Origin of the sequence: Pseudomonas sp. CCC3.1, assembly GCF_034347405.1 — a bacterium.
Classification (GTDB): Bacteria; Pseudomonadota; Gammaproteobacteria; order Pseudomonadales; family Pseudomonadaceae; genus Aquipseudomonas.
Genome location: NZ_CP133778.1, coordinates 523,936 through 540,182, shown reverse-complemented (window position 1 = coordinate 540,182; position 16,247 = coordinate 523,936). Strand labels below are relative to the sequence as shown.

Below are 16,247 nucleotides of genomic sequence, written 5' to 3'. Positions count from 1 at the left end.
TGCAAGCGACGCGGTTTTCCTGTCAAACCGCGTCGATACCCTCGCGGGCAAGCCCGCTCCCACAGGGCGTTAACTGACTGGCATTAGGCTTGGGACGTGGCGCATCACTTGCTCAGCCAGCAACACACCCGCAATCACGATCATCGCGGCACCCGACACCCGGCTGACGTTTTTCGCCGCACTGGGTCGGGTCCGCAAGACGGCCTTGGCGCCGAAACCCACCATCAAATACACCACCCCGCAGCTCAATGCATGCAGTGCGCCCAAGGCCACGATTTGCACCGGAATGGGCCAATTCGATGACGGGTTGGTGAACTGCGGCAACAACGCTAAAAACAGCAATAACACCTTGGGATTCATGCCGCTGACACACAAGCCCTTCCATGCCCAGCGCCACCAGGAATCATTGATCTGCACCTTCCCGGATTCAGGGGCCGAAGGGTGGCGAAGCATACTGATGCCCAACCACAACAGGTACAGAGCGCCTGCAATCGTCAGCACGGTGAGGATCATCGGATTGCGCGACACCAGGCCGCCAACGCCTGCCGCCACAACCACCGTGGCCAGCAAGTGGCCCGAGAGCATCCCCGCCACCGCAGGCGTGACACGCCGCCCGCGTATCCCCGCTGAAATCGCGTACGCCCAATCCGCGCCGGGGGTAATGATGAACAAAAAAGACACCGCCCAAAAGGCGGCCAATACGCTGAGAGTCACAGGGATCTACCTTCTACACGGAGCCGGGTGGGGTGCGCTTCACGCTGTTTAAAGCCAAAGCAGCCCGTAGAAGAATAGGGAAATGCTGATAGGATTATCTTTCGTTTATCCCCTACAGCCACTGCCACACTAGAAGGTTCTTTCAAGTGGATCGAATTGACCGCAAGATTCTTGCTGAGCTGCACGCCGATGGACGCTTGTCTCTCACTGAACTCGCCGAACGCGTAGGGCTCAGCCTGTCGCCCTGCCATCGGCGGGTGCGGGCACTTGAGGAGTCAGGCGTCATTCTGGGCTATCGCGCCTTGCTGGCGCCGAAAGAACTCGGCCTGGGCTTTTCGGCGATTGTGTTCGTGACTTTGCGCGAAGTGACCCGTCAGGCCATCGCTGACTTTGAAGCGGCGCTGCCGCAGATCCCGCAGATCGTCGAAGCACAAAGACTGTTCGGCGACCCCGACTACCTGCTGCAAGTGATCGCCAAAGACTTGCCCGCTTTTCAGCGCCTCTACGATGAACACCTCACCTCGCTGCCCAACGTGCAGCGCCTGGTGTCGACATTGGTGATGAAGAGCGTGATCCATGACCGGGTGCTGCCGCTATAAACCCGGTATCAAACCCGCTGCCAGCGCATCCAGCAAGGCCCTGACCTTGGGCAGCGTCTCGCGGCTTTTTGGCCACACCAGGTTGATCGCCAGCCCTTCGCTTGCCAGATGCGGGAGCACTTCAACCAAGGTGCCGTCTGCCAGTTGTTGCTTGATCAGCCACGTGGGCAACTGCGCAATGCCGCATCCTGCCTGCACCGTCATGACGTGGCCTTCCCCATCGCCCACGATGAACTGCGCGCGCATCACCCGCAGCTCGACCTCACCGGGGCGGCTGCCCGCGAACCGCCAAGGGCTGACCGTGCCATCTGCCCGGCCATAAGCGACACACGCGTGGTGTTCCAAGTCGCGATCGGTCAACGGCTCGCCGTGCTGTTTGAGGTAGTCCGGTGAGGCGCAGAACACATGCCGCTCGCTGCCCAAATAGCGATGCCCCCACGCCGCAGGCCACACATCCGGGCCCCCCACACGCACGACGATGTCGACGCCCTCTTCAACCGGGTCGATAAAACGATCCGAAAACGAAATGTGCGGCTGCAATTGCGGGTGTTGCTGAACGAATGCCAAGACCACCGGCAACGCCTGCAAACGCCCGAAGGCGGCGGGCAGATCAATTCGAATCCGACCACGCGGCTCCGAGTTTTCGGCGTGCAGCGATAATTCGGCCTCTTCCAGCTCAGCCAGCACGCCGGTACAGGTTTGGTAAAACGCGACGCCCGCATCGGTGAGTGACAAACGCCGAGTCGTACGATTGAACAAGCGCGTTTGCAATCGACTTTCCAGTCTGGCAATGCCTTTACTGACCGCAGAGGCAGTGAGGTTCATGCGCTCAGCAGCCGCTTTAAAACTGCCGGAGTCGGTCACGCAGACAAAGACGTCGATGCCCTTCAAACGCTCGGAAGAAAACATGGCGGCCTCTTATTCATGAATTCAGTTCACCTGATTCGGTAAAAGGTATCGTAAATACGCTCTATTTTCCCCAGTAAGCTTTGGCGCCACGACGTTGATCATCCACAAGGCGCATTTATGACCTCGCTAAAACCCACTGTATTAATTACCGGCGCCACCGGCCAGATCGGCGGCGACACCCTGCGCCTGCTGCTGGCCGACGACAGCATCACCTTGGTCGCGGCCGTGCGTTCAGACGCCAAGGCCGAGCCGTTCAAGGCGCAAGGCATTCGCACGGTGATCATGGACTTCGATAAAGAAGAGACCCTGGCGCCCGCGCTGCAAGGCATTGATCGCGCCCTGCTCGTCACCGGCTACACGGTAGAAATGCTGCGCCAAAGCAAAGCGTTTCTGGACCAGGCGAAAAAAGCCGGTGTGCAACACATCGTGCACCTCGGTGCGTGCGGGCGTGACGACGCCACCATTGGCCATTGGGCCTGGCATCAGTTAGTTGAACGTTACATTGAGTGGTCAGGCTTCTCGTTCACCCACTTGCGCCCAGAATGTTTTATGCAAAACCTGTTGAGCTACGACGGCACTCAAGCCGTTAAATCCGGGGTGATTGAGCAGTACACGGGTGACACCGCGTTCAATTGGGTCGATGGCGAAGACGTTGCCCGGGTGGCGGCACACACCCTGCTGCAGCCGCACAAACACGCGGGTCAAACGTACCGTTTGGGCTATGACATTCAGTCCTACGGCGACGTCGCAAACATCATGACCCGCCTGCTGGGCCAGCCATTTCGCTACGACGCACAGCCACCGCACGTGTTTCTGGAAAACATGCGCGCGGCAGGTGCCGAGATGGCCTACATGAACTGTGTGCACGACAACTTCAAACGCATGGCCGCAGACACCATCCCCGGTGTGCGGGACACGTGTGACAACTTTACGGCCATCACCGGCCGCCAGCCCGTGCGCTGGGAAGCGTTTGTGCAAAAGCACCGCAGTGCTTTTGTGTATTGATCGCCCCCCTGCGTGGGAGCCTGGCTTGCCAGCGATACAGGCGACGCGGTTTTACTGTAAAACCGCGTCGATTCCATCGCGGGCAAGCCCGGCTCCCACGGGGTCAGGTTTGGGTTTCAGCTCAGTTGTTGACGCATCGCCATTTCAACGCCGCGTATTTCAGCCAACCCCTTGAGACGACCGATCAGGGAATAACCCGGGTTGCTCTTGCGATGCTGGTCATCCAGCAACTGGTGGCCATGATCTGGACGCAATGGCAGGCGCGGGCCGCCATCGCGCTCACGGCGCAGTTCTTCTTCAACCAACGCACCAATCACGCCAACCATGTCCACGTCGCCGCCCAAGTGGTGGGCTTCATGGAAGCTGCGCGGGTCGGCCTCACGACGGGTTGAGCGCAAGTGGGTGAAGTAAATAAACGGCGCAAATTGCTTGGCCATGGCCACCAGATCGTTGTCTTCACGCACGCCATAAGAGCCGGTGCAGAAGGTCAGGCCGTTGGACGGGCTTGGCGCTGCATCCAGCAACCACTGTGCGTCTTGAGCGGTCGACAGAATGCGCGGCAAGCCAAGCAGAGCACGCGGTGGATCGTCCGGGTGGATGGCCATGCGCACACCCACTTCTTCTGCGACGGGGATGATTTCGCGCAAAAAGTGGCCCAAATGTTCACGCAATTTAGCTTCGTCGATGTCGGCGTAGGTGCGCAGCAAGGCGCGGAAGCTGTCCAGCGTGTAGTGTTCTTCGGTGCCCGGAAGCCCGGCGATCAAGGTGTTGACCAAGGCCTCGGTGCGAGCAGGCGTCAACGCTTCAAAGTAGGTGTTGGCCTGTTGAATGTCTTCAGCGCTGTATTCGGCTTCTGCACCCGGACGCTGGAGGATGAATAGGTCAAACGCAGCAAAAGCGGTCTGATCAAAACGCAGCGCCCAACCACCGTCTTCCAGCTCCCAGGCCAGGTCGGTGCGGGTCCAGTCCAGGACCGGCATAAAGTTGTAGCACACGATGTCGATGCCGCAGGTGGCCAGGTTGCGCACGCTTTGCTGGTAGTTGGCGATGTACTCGTCACGCCGTCCACAGCCACGCTTGATGTCTTCGTGCACCGGAATGCTCTCGACCACCGACCAGCTCAGACCGGCGGCTTCGATCATCTTTTTGCGCGCCGCAATCGCGTCCACCGGCCACACTTGGCCATTCGGGATGTCGTGCAACGCGGTGACAATCCCGGTGGCACCGGTCTGTCGCACATCAGCCAGTGAAATAGGGTCTTGGGGGCCAAACCAACGCCACGTCTGTTCCATGTGTGTCTCCCTTCTTGTTAGGTGTGTGCTGCAAGATTTTTTAAGTGTTGGCTCATGCCGGTGCGTTGCAGGGCAACGTAAGCCCCCTGAACGGCATCACGGAAGGCGGCCTGGGTGGACAGTTGAGCGGCAAATACCTGCTCAAGATCAAGAAAAGCGTCCACCAATTGCGCGCCGTCAAAGCGACCTGCCAGGTCGGCGAACGTGGCGCTCAACGGGTCATCGACGACGTGCATCGCACTGCCGGCCAAAGGCTGCGTGCAGGTGTGAATCCAGGCCGCGACACCCAACGCGATGCAATCAATGCTGCGCCCTGCATCGAGCAGTTGCCCGGCACCTTGTAGCCAGCGCTGCGGCAGTTTTTGCGAACCGTCCATGGCGATCTGCCGCAGGCGGTGTTGCAAGCTGTCATTGGCAAAACGCGTGCACAGATCACGGGCATAACCCGCCACATCGATGCCCGCAGGCATGTCTAGCGTGGGCGCGGCCTCTTGGTTCATGTAACGGCGAATAAACGCCAGCAAATCAGGATCGCTGATGGCCTCGTAAACCGACTCATGGCCGGCCAGCAAGCCGATGTAAGCCAGCAACGAATGGCTGCCATTGAGCAGGCGCAATTTCATGGTTTCGAACGGCCGCACGTCAGCCACCATCTGCACGCCTTCCACTTCCCAGTCCGGACGACCTTGTGGAAAGTGGTCCTCGATCACCCATTGGCTGAAGCGTTCACACACCACGGCCGCACGGTCATGGCAGTCGAGTTGCTGTTCGAGCCGGGCGAATGCCTGCGCATCCATGGCGGGCACGATGCGGTCGACCATGCAGCCAGGAAACGCCACCTGCTGCTCAACCCACTGCGCCAGTTCGCTGTCTTGCGCTGCAGCCAGACCACTCACCGCCTGACGGGTGCGCTGGCCGTTGTCCGGCATGTTGTCGCAACACAACACGGTGAACGCGGGGATGCCTGCCATGCGTCGACGGCGCAAGGCTTCCAGCACAATCCCCGGCGCGCTTCGTGGCGTCCCGGGGGTCGCAAGGTCATGGACAATAGCCGGGTCGTCCAGGCGCAACTGCCCGGTGGCCGGGTTCAGGCAATAGCCTTTTTCCGTGACGGTCAGGGTCACAATCCGTGTCTGCGGATTGGCCATGCGCTGCAACAGCTCCTCCAGCTCATGCCCGCCATCCCCTACAAACAGGGCTTCACGCAACACCGTGATGTCGCGCAACGTCACCTGTTCACGGTCTTGATACTCCGCCACGGCGTAGCGGCCCTGCTGTTCACGCAACTGCTCGACCAGCGCGCGATTGGAACGCAGGTTGGCACTGCACAACCCCCAATGGCCTTGGCCATGACGGTTGTGATTGCGCTGCAAATAGACGGCCTGATGCGCGCGGTGAAACGCCCCCAGCCCCAAATGCACAATCCCGACTTCGGCCTCGCCAGCCACCGAAGGAACACGTTGAACAACAGGCATCGCGACTCTCCTTAAGGCTGAGACAGCGCCGGGCGCGGTGTCAGGCTGTCGGCAGGCGGCACTGCGGCGTCAGTCACGGGCAGCGGTTTGACATAACGCGCCACACACACTGCGCCGATGATGGTCAACAGCCCCGCCAACAGGAAGGCGCTGGTGAACGAACCGGTGAACTGCACCAAAAAGCCGGTCAAGGTTGGGCCGATGATGCCCGAGGTGTTGGCCAGAAAGTGCATGAAACCACTGACACCACCGACCCGTGCGGCAGGCACGGTGTCCTGGATGATCGCCCAGTAAATGGCACCCGTGAGGTACAAGAAGAACACCGCCAGCGCCACCAGCGCGACTGCCGGGATCAGGGTTTTGACGAGGCCGGCAAAACCGATGCACACCGCACAGGCCAACAGGCACGTGACCAGCACCACTTTGCGCGAAAACATCATTCGCCCGGTCTTCTTGAACACGAAGTCGGAAATGAAGCCGCCCAGCGCCAGCCCGAGGAAGCCCAGCACCCACGGAATGACCGTGGCGATACTCATCTCTTTAACGTTGAGCCCATGCGCCATGGTCAGGTAGCTAGGGAACCAGGTCAGGAAGAAGAACAGCGTGTAGTTGTACGAGAAGAACGCCAGCGAGGTGAACAGCACAGTGGGTTGCTTGAGGTAGTAACGCAGCGGATGCACCGGCAACGACGCCATGTCGCTCTGGCCTTCGCCTTCGGCAATTTCTTCAGCCACTTTGCCGGTCGGCTTGTCCTTGACGAACTTGTACCAAACCGCTGCCCACACCAGGCCGATCAACATAATGATGATGAACGAGACTTTCCAGCCGTAGCTGATGGCGATAAAGCCCACTACCGGCCCGGAAATCGCGCCACCCAACGGTGTACCGGACATGGAGCTGCCCAGCGCCCGCGCCCGCTGTTTAGGCGTGTACCAGTTGTTGACCATCTTGCTGGTGGTCACGCTCAGCGGGCCTTCGCCCATGCCGAACAGAATGCGGATAAACACCAGCGACATGAAACCGACGGTCAGCACCGTCAGACCACTGAACAACGACCACAGCACCATCGCCAGCAGCAGCGTGGTTTTCGCCCCGTAACGGTCGGCGGCCCAGCCGCCGATAAAGTTGAAGGCTGCGTAGCCGACGAAAAAACTACTGAAGATCATGCCCATTTCACCCGTCGTCAGACCGTAGTCTTTCTGGATGAAGGGGGCTGCCACGGACAATGCCGAGCGATCCAGGTAGTTAATAACGCCTGCCAGGAACAACATGATGATGACTAACGTACGACCTTGACCAAACATTGGAACCTCCCGCTTTCTTATGTTTATTCGGTGAGGGTGCCCATCAGTGGGCACGTGTATCTGAAGCGTTCCTACAGTGAGTGAGTCGCTCTTCAGGCGTGAGCGCTGTTGAGTTGCACCAGCACTTTTCGGGTCTGCTCGGGATGGTTCTCGATCAGCGCGATGGCGTCCGGCATTTCGTCGAACTGGATGCGGTGGCTGATCATTTCCTGAACCTGCAACTTGCCGCTGGCGATCAGTTCGATCACCCGTGGGAACTTGCGATTGTTGAGGCGTGAACCCACCAGGGTGAGTTCCTTTTTGATCATTTCCAGTTGCACCAGATCGCTTGGCGTAGCGTTAAAGCCCAGCAGGCCAATACGCCCCGCCGGGGAGGCCAGACGCACCATTTGCGGCATCAGCGCCGGAATGCAGGCAGCATCGACAATCAACGGCACGCCTTCGCCATTCGTCAGCTCGCGCATGCTCGCTTCAACGTCCACTTCTTTGCCGTTGAGGGTCCGGGTGGCGCCCAGCGCGCGGGCGGTTTGCAGACGCTCGTCAATCACGTCGGTCACGGTGATGTCTGTCAGCCCCAGCGCTTTAGCCATTTGTACCAGCGTCAGGCCAATCACCCCGGCGCCGTAAATCAGCAGGCTGTCGCCCGGATGCGGCTGCATGCGGTCCAGTACATTGAGGGCGATGGAGTAGGGTTCGACCAGCGCGGCATGGCTCAGCGACATCGAATCCGGCAGAGGATGGACGTTGCTCGCTGGCACGCTGACTTGCTCGCTGAAGCCACCGTCGCGGTGCACGCCGATCACTTGCAACTGGGTGCACACGTTGGGCCGATTGATGCGGCACGGGTAGCAGGTGCCGCAGCTGATGACCGGGTCGATGCACACACGGTCGCCGACCTTGATGTGCGCAACCCCCTCACCCACTTCGCGTACCACGCCCGAAAACTCGTGGCCGGTGACACGCGGAAAGCGCACAAAGGCGTTCTGTCCGTGAATGATGTGCAGATCCGAGCCGCAGATACCGGCGTAGGCCACATCGACCTTGACCTCATTGCGGGCCACCTGCGGGACCTCGACCTGGGCCAGGCCGAATTCAAAAGGTGCTCTCACTTGAAACGCTTTCATCGGATAACTCCTGCCAAGGCATGACGCCCAATTTTTTATAGTTATTAAACAGTCGCGCAAAACGCTTTAAACGGTGTGTTACCAGTGCCAGAGCGTGCCGTCTTCCAGGCGATTGACCGGCAGGCTGGCGCGTTTATAGGGGTATTGGGCGGCCAGTTTTTCATCGATATCCACGCCGTGCCCCGGCGTTTCACCCGGGGTGAAATGGCCGTCTTCAAAGCGATAGGCGTGAGGGAACACTTCGTCGGTCAGCGGGTCGTGCGGCATGTGCTCCTGGATACCGAAATTAGGCACCCACGTATCAAAATGCAGCGCCGCGCCCATGGTCACCGGCGACAGGTCAGTGGCCCCGTGAAACCCGGTGCGCACTTGGTAGAGCGCTGCAAAATCGGCAATCCGGCGCACGTGGCTGATGCCACCGGCATGCACCAGCGTGGCGCGGATGTAGTCAATCAACTGTTCCTGGATCAACTCGCGGCAGTCGTGAATCGAGTTGAACACTTCGCCCACCGCCAGCGGGGTGGTGGTGTGCTGGCGAATCAGGCGGAACGCCTCCTGGTTCTCGGCCGGGGTGCAGTCCTCCAGCCAGAACAGGTTGAACGGTTCCACCGCCTTGCCCAAACGCCCGGCTTCAATCGGCGTAAGGCGGTGGTGGACGTCATGCAGAATGTGCAAATCATCCCCAAAGCGCTCGCGCACGGCAGCGAACAATTTAGGCACATGGTTGAGGTACTTGGCGGTGTCCCACACATGCTCGGCAGGCAGATCGCTGTCAGCCGGTTCATAGCGCTCGCCGCTGCGCTTGGCCACGCCATAGGTGGTGGCAATGCCGGGAATCCCGCATTGCACGCGCACGGCTTTGTAACCCAGTTCCACATGACGGGCGACTTCGTCCAGACAGCCTTCAATGTCTTTGCCCGTGGCGTGCCCGTACACCATCACCCGCTCGCGGCTCTTGCCACCGAGCAACTGGTACAGCGGCATGTTGGCGGCCTTGGCTTTGATGTCCCACAAGGCGACGTCGACAGCAGCAATCGCAGTCATGGTCACCGGGCCACGGCGCCAATAGGCCCCGCGATACAGGTATTGCCAAATGTCTTCGATGCGCTGGGCATCACGACCGATCAACGCGGGCAGCACGTGCTCTTCGAGGTAAGCCACCACGGCCATTTCACGGCCATTCAAGGTGGCATCGCCGATGCCATAGAGGCCGGAGTCGGTGACAATTTTCAGGGTGATCAGGTTGCGACCCGGGCAGGTGACAATCACGCGCGCTTCAACGATTTTCATGCGATCAGGCCTCAGCGACAGAAGAAAAAACAGGCAGGCTCAGCGTTGGCATCGCCGCTCTCGGGATCAGTGCGCCGGGGTACTGGACCACTTGTGCAGCCAGCCGATGACCCCAGCGCGCCGCCAGTTGCGGCTCGCCACCTTGCAAGCGACAGGCAAGATAGGCGGCGCTGAACGAGTCACCCGCCGCCGTGGTGTCGACGATGCGCGACACCTGTTCGGCAGGCACTTCAAAATGCCCGGCAGCGCACTGAATCAAACACGAGGCCGCGCCACGCTTGAGCGCCACTTCGCCAACGCCGAATGCTGCATAAGCGCGGAACAGCGCGTGATGGTCGGCATAACCGAACAGCGTGGCGTCGTCTTCCCAGGTGATCAGCGCCAGATCCGTCAGGCGCAGCATGTCGCTGTAGGCCTGACGCGCGGCGTGCACATCGGGCCATAAATGAGGGCGGTAATTGTTGTCAAAGACGATGCGCGTGCCGCCCTTTCGAGCCTTGCTCAAGGCGTGCATCAGGCGTTCGCGGCCACCGGGCGTGAGGATCGCCAGGCTGATACCGCTTAAATAGACATAGTCGTAATCGGCCAGCGCACGCAGCAATTCATCGGCTTGCGGCCCATCGAAAACCCGCCGTGCAGCGGCTTCGCCACGCCAATAGGCAAAGCGGCGCTCGCCCTGGTCATCGGTCTGGATAAAGTACAAACCCGGCAGCGCATCCGGGATCACGCGTACATGCTGATCACCGACGCCTTCGTCGCGCCACAACTGGCGCATGGCAACGCTGAACGCGTCTGCGCCGACCGCTGTGATGTAATCCGCAACAATTGCGCTGCCCGTACTGACACGGGCCAGATAGACCGCTGCATTGAGCGTGTCCCCGCCAAACGTCTGGCTGAAGCCTGCGCCCAGCTCACCGCGCATTTCAATCATGCACTCGCCGATCAGCGCCACCTTGAGGGGGCGGGATCGTTCGGCTTGTGGGCAATGCCCAAGCGTTACCGTCATTACTGCGCGCCTTGTGCCTTGCGTGAGCGCAGACACGAAAATCGTGGCCGTGCGCACCGCTATTATTGTTTTCGAAACGGCGTTTCATTTTGTTTGTTGCCGCCGAGTTTAATGAAAATTCCTATACCGTCAAGGAAAATGGAACAGCGTTTCGATTCGCTTGGGTATATCCTTGGTTTTTTTAATGGCGTTGGAGCCTCCATGGACAACAGCACCACCCAAAACAATGATTTGGTCTCGGCCGTTGGGCGGACCATGGCTGTGCTTGAAGCCCTGGCAGAGCACCCTGAAGAAAGTGGCGTTTCAGAAATCGCGCAAAAGCTCGATATGTCGAAAAGCACGGTTTACCGCTTTTTACAGTCACTCAAAGCCCGTGGTTATGTGGTCCAGGACGCCGAAGACCGCTATCGGCTCAGCGTTCGGCTGTTCGAACTGGGCGCACAAGCCCTGCCCCATCTGGACATCGTGCGCGAAGCCGAACCGGGCATGCGCCGCATCAATGAGCTGACCGGCGAGACCGTGCACTTGGGCATCCTCGACGAAGGCAGCATCGTCTACGTGCACAAGATCGACTCCAAGTACAACCTGCGCATGTATTCGCGCATCGGTCGCCGCGCGCCGCTGTACTGCACCGGCATCGGCAAAGTGCTGATGGCGTGGCTGGACGAAGATGAATTGCTCGCGCATTTGCGCGAAGAAAGTTTCGAGCGCCGAACCGCCAACACCCTCGTCAGCATCGAGGAGTACCTGCAAGAACTGGCCATCGTTCGCGAGCAAGGCTATGGCGAAGACCATGAAGAATTCGAAGACAACATGCGCTGCCTGGCAGCGCCCATCCGAGACCGCTTCGGCCACGTGATCGGCGGCATGAGCGTGTCCTTTCCGTGCTTTCGCTTTCGCGAAGAGCTGAAACAGGACTACGTCAAACAACTGATGGAAGCCTCGCAACAAATCTCCAGCCAATTGGGCTGGCACCCTTAGAGGCTATGCGGGTGTCGCAGGCGACAAAAAACGGCCACTGGTAAAAACCAGACCGGCGACACCCGAAGGCTTACTTGGCAGGAAATACCTGAAAGCTGCGCGACAGGGGCTTTGGCAATGCAGCTGCCAAAAACAAACTATTCATGAAATTTGGGAAGCGTCCTACAGACCTTAATGCTAGTTGCTGCTAGTTTTGCCGAAGTAATTAAATGACGCATCTAAAATAACAAAGGACTTACACATGAATAAGTTCAAGATACTGCTACCTGCCAAGTATGCTTTTGACGTTAGTCATACTCCATTCGAAACTTCTTGAGAGTTGGTCACTACTTTCAGAAGAACCCCTCAGAAAAATCCAAAATTTGCTTGTGTAAAGCCAAACTTTATTAAATGCCTCTGCGTGGGGTGTTAACAGGTCAGAAGTGTTGGAGATAACGCTATGAGACCCTCTTGCGTTCCGCCAGTTGCTGCATCACTTATTGCCATTACCGAAAATATCTTGCATATCGCACCGGTGTCCAACGGCTGGAAAACTGATGCACCCAGCAATGTCGTATTTCTGCCCCCAACATTAAACAAGCAAACGCTGCTTATACAGATCGCACTTCTGCGTCCATCAACCATCGTTGTCGGAGATCAAACCATTGATGCCGAGGTGATTGACCAATGGCGCACTTCCCACCCATTTGGAGACCTTTTTCTGATTCGCAGAGGGGCGAGTCTGGATAAAGTGCGGCTGGATCTGTGCGCCCCCAACCATATTCAGGTGGTCAATACGCCGGGGGTCAACGCGCCACATGTCTCGGCCTATATCGCGCACTGGCTGACTCTCGCCGATGGCTGCATAGCACGTGAGATTTGCGTGCTGGGATACGGCAATGTCGGCAAGGCGTTGGTTAACGTGTTACTTGAGCAAGATCCGGATATTCGGATCACGGTATTAGTGCGCCACGGCCATGCGCCAGCACCTATCAACCGAGTCTCATTTGTCGTTGACTGGCTTGAAGCACTGCAAGGGGCCCATGCAGTCGCGATCTGTTTGTCACTGAATGACGAATCCAGACACTGCATTGATCGCGCCCTCATTCAGAGCCTGCACCCCCAGGCCCGCGTGGTTTGTGTCGCCAAACCGGAGGTCTTCAGCGATGCTGCTTTGCAGACCCTGGCAGAAGCTGAAGGCATCCAATTGATCGTGGACTACGGCCCCACGACCCTGGATGCATTTCGTGTGCGCACCCAAGCACTCGGCTGTAGCACCTCAAGCTGGTGCAAGCCCGCGACGCTAACGACACAGGCGGCAACCACGCAAGCCTGTCATCGCGACCTTGACTATGCCGTCTGCGTGCAACTGAGCCTTGCGGCCTTGCGGGGTCTGGTCAGGCGTAAATGTACGCACTCATTGATGATCCCCTCCAAGCCCGTGCAAGCCGGTGCGCCCAGCGTGTCGATCATTGGCAGAGGTATCAATGGTCTACTCCAGGCGGTGATGTGCCGCTTGGCGAATTATCAGGTCACGGTCTACGGTGGGGCTCAGGAGAACGATGGCGCCAGTCACAAGAACGTCAACATGCGCCACCTCTCTGCAACGGAAACGGTGGCAAAACCGCTGCATAACGACCACCTGCTCCCCGCCAATCAGCACTTGGCCATTGAATGCAATCGCGCAGGCATCGAGCTGTTTGAAAAACTCCTGGCCGATAATCCATCGCTGCGACCTTTCGCCAAGGCGCACATTGTACGGGCCTATAGGGAAGGTGCCGAGGGCGTAGACGCTGCCATTCGCGAGCAATACGCGATTGAAAATACACCTTGGCCGAGTGGCAAGCCGGGAGGCGATTTCCTGGAGATCAGCCCGCAGCAATTCCAGGCAAGGTATGGAATCTCCGGGATAAGTCGGGCTATTGAGGTATCGGGCTACGATCTGGAGTTTGTCGAGGTGATGGCCGAACTGGTGACGCTTTTGCAGCGCGCCGGGGTTCGGTTTCTGCCTCAGCATCTGAGTCGGGGGCAAATTACCGAACTGAGCAGAGAGCACTTCGTCGTCACGGCCATGGGGGTTGAACAACCAGACGTCGTGCCGATTACAGGCTGGTTTTTCAAATTGATCGCTGTCGGCAACGAAGGTGCCAACCTGCGCGGGGTCAAGCTGCACTACGAGCTGCCAATCGGCGTCATGAACTGCCGCCTGGACGCAGACTTCATTCTTGTCTCCGCCGGGCAAGTGCCGCCCGATTCAGCCCCAGCTGATAAACAACACATACTCGCGGCGTGCTTGGCCGCTGTTGCTCGGCACTTTCCAAACTCTTACGCCAAGGCAATCGAAAGTGACAACTTACAGATCATTGAATGCGCCCGGCCCGGCACTCAAGATGGACTGTCGATTGTGCATTGGTGCGCATTCAATCGCGTTGCCGCCGGAGCAACTTATGCCGGTGGCACAACACAGGGATTAGTCTGGGCCTCCTTGGTCCAGGAACTTCTTCTGGCAAGAGCATCTGCTCTTTCAGGGCTGTACGTAAATAAAAAAATTATTAATGACTTGTAGTCTTCGAGTGTTACCACGGCTATCAACCCACGTTCTTAGCTATGGGCTTTTTAACCAACCATCGACTTTATTGCAGCACGCTTAATTAGACAGGAATTTAGTCCGCTAACACCTATGACTGAACGCGAAAACACTCAAGTTTTTGATAACAACAACAATGAAAACAACATGAGGTATTGGAATGAACAAATCGAAACTTGCTTGGTTTGCACTCACCGCCACTTCCATGATGGGTCTTAGCAGCGCGGCCATAGCGGGCGCCACGCTGGACGCCATCCAGAAGAAAGGTTTTATTCAATGCGGTGTCTCCGATGGTTTACCAGGCTTCTCCGTTCCGGATGCCCACGGCAAGATCCTGGGGATAGATGCTGACGTGTGCCGCGCGGTTGCAGCCGCCGTTTTTGGTGACGCCACCAAGGTCAAATTCAGCCAGTTGAATGCCAAGGAGCGTTTCACGGCCCTGCAATCGGGCGAAATCGACATCTTGTCGCGCAACACCACCATGACCAGCTCCCGCGATGCAGGAATGGGCATGAAATTCCCGGGTTTTATCGCCTACTACGACGGTGTTGGCTTCTTGGTTAACAAAAAAACAGGCATAAAAAGTGCCAAGGAACTGGACGGTGCAACCCTCTGCATCCTCGCCGGTACCACCACCGAGCTGAACGTTTCCGACTACTTTCGCGCCAACAATCTGAAGTACAAGCCGATCACCTTCGACACCTCCGATGAAAGCGCCAAGTCGCTGGAATCCGGTCGTTGTGACGCACTGAGTTCCGACAAGTCGCAACTCTACGCACAGCGCAGCAAACTGGCCGACCCTGCGGATTACGTCGTACTGCCAGAAACCATTTCCAAAGAGCCGTTGGGTCCTATTGTGCGAAACGGCGACGACGACTGGCTGGCCATCGTGCGCTGGGTTGGCTACGCCATGCTCAACGCTGAAGAAGCGGGCATTACCTCGAAGAACGTTGAAGACCAAGCCAAGACCAGCAAAAACCCGGACGTAGCCCGCCTACTGGGTGCCGACGGTGAATACGGCAAAGACCTGAACCTGCGCAAGGACTGGGTCGTACAGATCGTCAAGCAAGTCGGTAACTACGGCGAAATCTTTGAGAGAAACCTGGGAATGGGCAGCCCTCTGCAAATCGACCGTGGGCTAAACGCTCTATGGAACAACGGCGGCATTCAATACGCACCGCCTGTGCGCTGATCGTTGAGCGTGTTGTCGCCCGGCGGTTAACCGCCGGGTGATGTTCTGTTGCTTTTTTTCGGGGCATTCCATGCAAAACCTAATCGTCGCGCCCAAGCAGAAGCTGCGCTTCAGCGATCCCAAAGTGCGTGAGTGGCTATTTCAGATCATCACGATTGTGGCGGTCGTTTCACTGGGCTGGTACCTGTTCAATAACACCCAGACCAACCTGCAACACCGAGGGATTACCTCGGGCTTCGAGTTTCTTGAGCGCAGTGCCGGTTTCGGTATCGCTCAACATTTAATCAATTACACCGAATCGGACAGCTATGCCCGGGTCTTCGTCATCGGGTTGCTTAACACCTTGCTGGTCACGGTGATTGGCGTGGTCCTGGCAACCCTCCTCGGCTTCATCATCGGCGTGGCGCGTTTGTCCCCCAATTGGATGATCAACAAATTGGCGACGGTGTATGTGGAGGTGTTCCGCAATATTCCGCCGCTGCTGCAAATCCTGTTCTGGTACTTCGCCGTGTTCCTGAGCATGCCTGGGCCGCGCAATAGCCATAGTTTCAATGACACCTTCTTTGTCAGTAGCCGTGGGCTGAACCTGCCCGCAGCGCTGGCGGCTGACGGCTTTTGGCCCTTTGCAATTAGTGTGGTGCTTGCCCTCGTCGCTACTGGGTTGATGGTGCGTTGGGCCAACCAACGTTTTGAAGCCTCCGGTGTAGCGTTCCATAAATTTTGGGCCGGTGTGGCGCTGCTCATCCTGATTCCTGAGTCGCCCCGGGTTTCGTAGACACCTCTTTGCCTT

13 protein-coding genes and 1 pseudogene are annotated in these 16,247 nt (G+C 58.1%); 6 read left to right on the top strand and 8 right to left on the bottom strand.

The genetic code is table 11. The features are described from left to right. Positions 1–69: 69 nt before the first annotated feature. Complete coding sequence (locus RHM56_RS02475) at positions 70–714, bottom strand: LysE family translocator (RefSeq protein ID WP_322238212.1); 645 nt, start codon at positions 712–714, stop codon at positions 70–72. A 146-nt stretch (positions 715–860) separates the two neighbouring features. Here RHM56_RS02475 and RHM56_RS02470 point away from each other — a divergent pair, with 146 nt between their 5' ends. Continuing rightward, positions 861–1,313 carry an Lrp/AsnC family transcriptional regulator gene (locus tag RHM56_RS02470; RefSeq protein ID WP_322238210.1) on the top strand — a complete coding sequence of 151 codons (453 nt, stop codon included), beginning with the start codon at positions 861–863 and terminating at the stop codon, positions 1,311–1,313. Here RHM56_RS02470 and RHM56_RS02465 read toward each other — a convergent pair. Then, positions 1,308–2,222, bottom strand: a complete 915-nt coding sequence (locus RHM56_RS02465; RefSeq protein ID WP_322238208.1) for a LysR family transcriptional regulator — start codon at positions 2,220–2,222, stop codon at positions 1,308–1,310. The two genes, RHM56_RS02470 and RHM56_RS02465, sit on opposite strands and share 6 nt — an antisense overlap. Before the next feature lie 117 nt (positions 2,223–2,339). On the opposite strand from RHM56_RS02465, the gene RHM56_RS02460 reads away from it, so the two are divergent. Beyond that, positions 2,340–3,227, top strand: coding sequence for an SDR family oxidoreductase (locus tag RHM56_RS02460; protein ID WP_322238206.1), 888 nt, complete (start codon positions 2,340–2,342; stop codon positions 3,225–3,227). A gap of 116 nt (positions 3,228–3,343) precedes the next feature. On the opposite strand, the gene uxuA is transcribed toward RHM56_RS02460, so the two are convergent. From uxuA to RHM56_RS02430, 6 genes are all read right to left on the bottom strand, one after another. After that, positions 3,344–4,519 carry a mannonate dehydratase gene (uxuA, locus tag RHM56_RS02455; RefSeq protein WP_322238204.1) on the bottom strand — a complete coding sequence of 392 codons (1,176 nt, stop codon included), beginning with the start codon at positions 4,517–4,519 and terminating at the stop codon, positions 3,344–3,346. 17 nt (positions 4,520–4,536) lie between these two features. Further along, entirely contained in the window at positions 4,537–5,994 is a 1,458-nt protein-coding gene (locus RHM56_RS02450) for a mannitol dehydrogenase family protein (RefSeq protein ID WP_322238202.1), read from the bottom strand. An 11-nt stretch (positions 5,995–6,005) separates the two neighbouring features. Beyond that, a complete protein-coding gene (locus RHM56_RS02445; RefSeq protein WP_322238200.1) occupies positions 6,006–7,298 on the bottom strand; it encodes an MFS transporter in 1,293 nt (430 codons plus the stop codon). 92 nt (positions 7,299–7,390) lie between these two features. Then, complete coding sequence (locus RHM56_RS02440) at positions 7,391–8,422, bottom strand: Zn-dependent oxidoreductase (RefSeq protein WP_322238198.1); 1,032 nt, start codon at positions 8,420–8,422, stop codon at positions 7,391–7,393. Between the two features lie 78 nt (positions 8,423–8,500). Further along, the gene (gene manD / locus RHM56_RS02435; RefSeq protein ID WP_322238196.1) at positions 8,501–9,712 is read right to left on the bottom strand and encodes a D-mannonate dehydratase ManD; all 1,212 of its coding nucleotides are present in this window, start codon (positions 9,710–9,712) and stop codon (positions 8,501–8,503) included. 4 nt (positions 9,713–9,716) lie between these two features. Further along, positions 9,717–10,718 (bottom strand): sugar kinase, encoded by a 1,002-nt coding sequence (locus tag RHM56_RS02430; RefSeq protein ID WP_322238194.1) that lies wholly within the window; start codon positions 10,716–10,718, stop codon positions 9,717–9,719. 201 nt (positions 10,719–10,919) lie between these two features. Here RHM56_RS02430 and kdgR point away from each other — a divergent pair, with 201 nt between their 5' ends. The 4 genes and pseudogenes from kdgR to RHM56_RS02410 form a co-directional block, all read left to right on the top strand. Further along, entirely contained in the window at positions 10,920–11,699 is a 780-nt protein-coding gene (kdgR, locus tag RHM56_RS02425; protein WP_322238192.1) for a DNA-binding transcriptional regulator KdgR, read from the top strand. A 439-nt stretch (positions 11,700–12,138) separates the two neighbouring features. Then, positions 12,139–14,244, top strand: coding sequence for an FAD-dependent oxidoreductase (locus tag RHM56_RS02420; RefSeq protein ID WP_322238190.1), 2,106 nt, complete (start codon positions 12,139–12,141; stop codon positions 14,242–14,244). A gap of 175 nt (positions 14,245–14,419) precedes the next feature. Then, positions 14,420–15,457, top strand: coding sequence for an amino acid ABC transporter substrate-binding protein (locus tag RHM56_RS02415; RefSeq protein WP_322241680.1), 1,038 nt, complete (start codon positions 14,420–14,422; stop codon positions 15,455–15,457). Between the two features lie 70 nt (positions 15,458–15,527). Further along, positions 15,528–16,211: pseudogene (locus RHM56_RS02410) on the top strand (ABC transporter permease subunit); the annotation flags it as partial. Positions 16,212–16,247 lie beyond the last annotated feature (36 nt).

Excerpts from the sequence above, each read along its gene's own strand:
- RHM56_RS02450 (WP_322238202.1), bottom strand. The coding sequence starts at position 5,994 with ATGCCTGTTGTTCAACGTGTTCCTTCGGTGGCTGGCGAGGCCGAAGTC.
- RHM56_RS02440 (WP_322238198.1), bottom strand. The coding sequence starts at position 8,422 with ATGAAAGCGTTTCAAGTGAGAGCACCTTTTGAATTCGGCCTGGCCCAG.
- RHM56_RS02465 (WP_322238208.1), bottom strand. The coding sequence starts at position 2,222 with ATGTTTTCTTCCGAGCGTTTGAAGGGCATCGACGTCTTTGTCTGCGTG.
- RHM56_RS02445 (WP_322238200.1), bottom strand. The coding sequence starts at position 7,298 with ATGTTTGGTCAAGGTCGTACGTTAGTCATCATCATGTTGTTCCTGGCA.
- manD (WP_322238196.1), bottom strand. The coding sequence starts at position 9,712 with ATGAAAATCGTTGAAGCGCGCGTGATTGTCACCTGCCCGGGTCGCAAC.
- RHM56_RS02460 (WP_322238206.1), top strand. The coding sequence starts at position 2,340 with ATGACCTCGCTAAAACCCACTGTATTAATTACCGGCGCCACCGGCCAG.
- RHM56_RS02420 (WP_322238190.1), top strand. The coding sequence starts at position 12,139 with ATGAGACCCTCTTGCGTTCCGCCAGTTGCTGCATCACTTATTGCCATT.
- kdgR (WP_322238192.1), top strand. The coding sequence starts at position 10,920 with ATGGACAACAGCACCACCCAAAACAATGATTTGGTCTCGGCCGTTGGG.
- uxuA (WP_322238204.1), bottom strand. The coding sequence starts at position 4,519 with ATGGAACAGACGTGGCGTTGGTTTGGCCCCCAAGACCCTATTTCACTG.
- RHM56_RS02430 (WP_322238194.1), bottom strand. The coding sequence starts at position 10,718 with ATGACGGTAACGCTTGGGCATTGCCCACAAGCCGAACGATCCCGCCCC.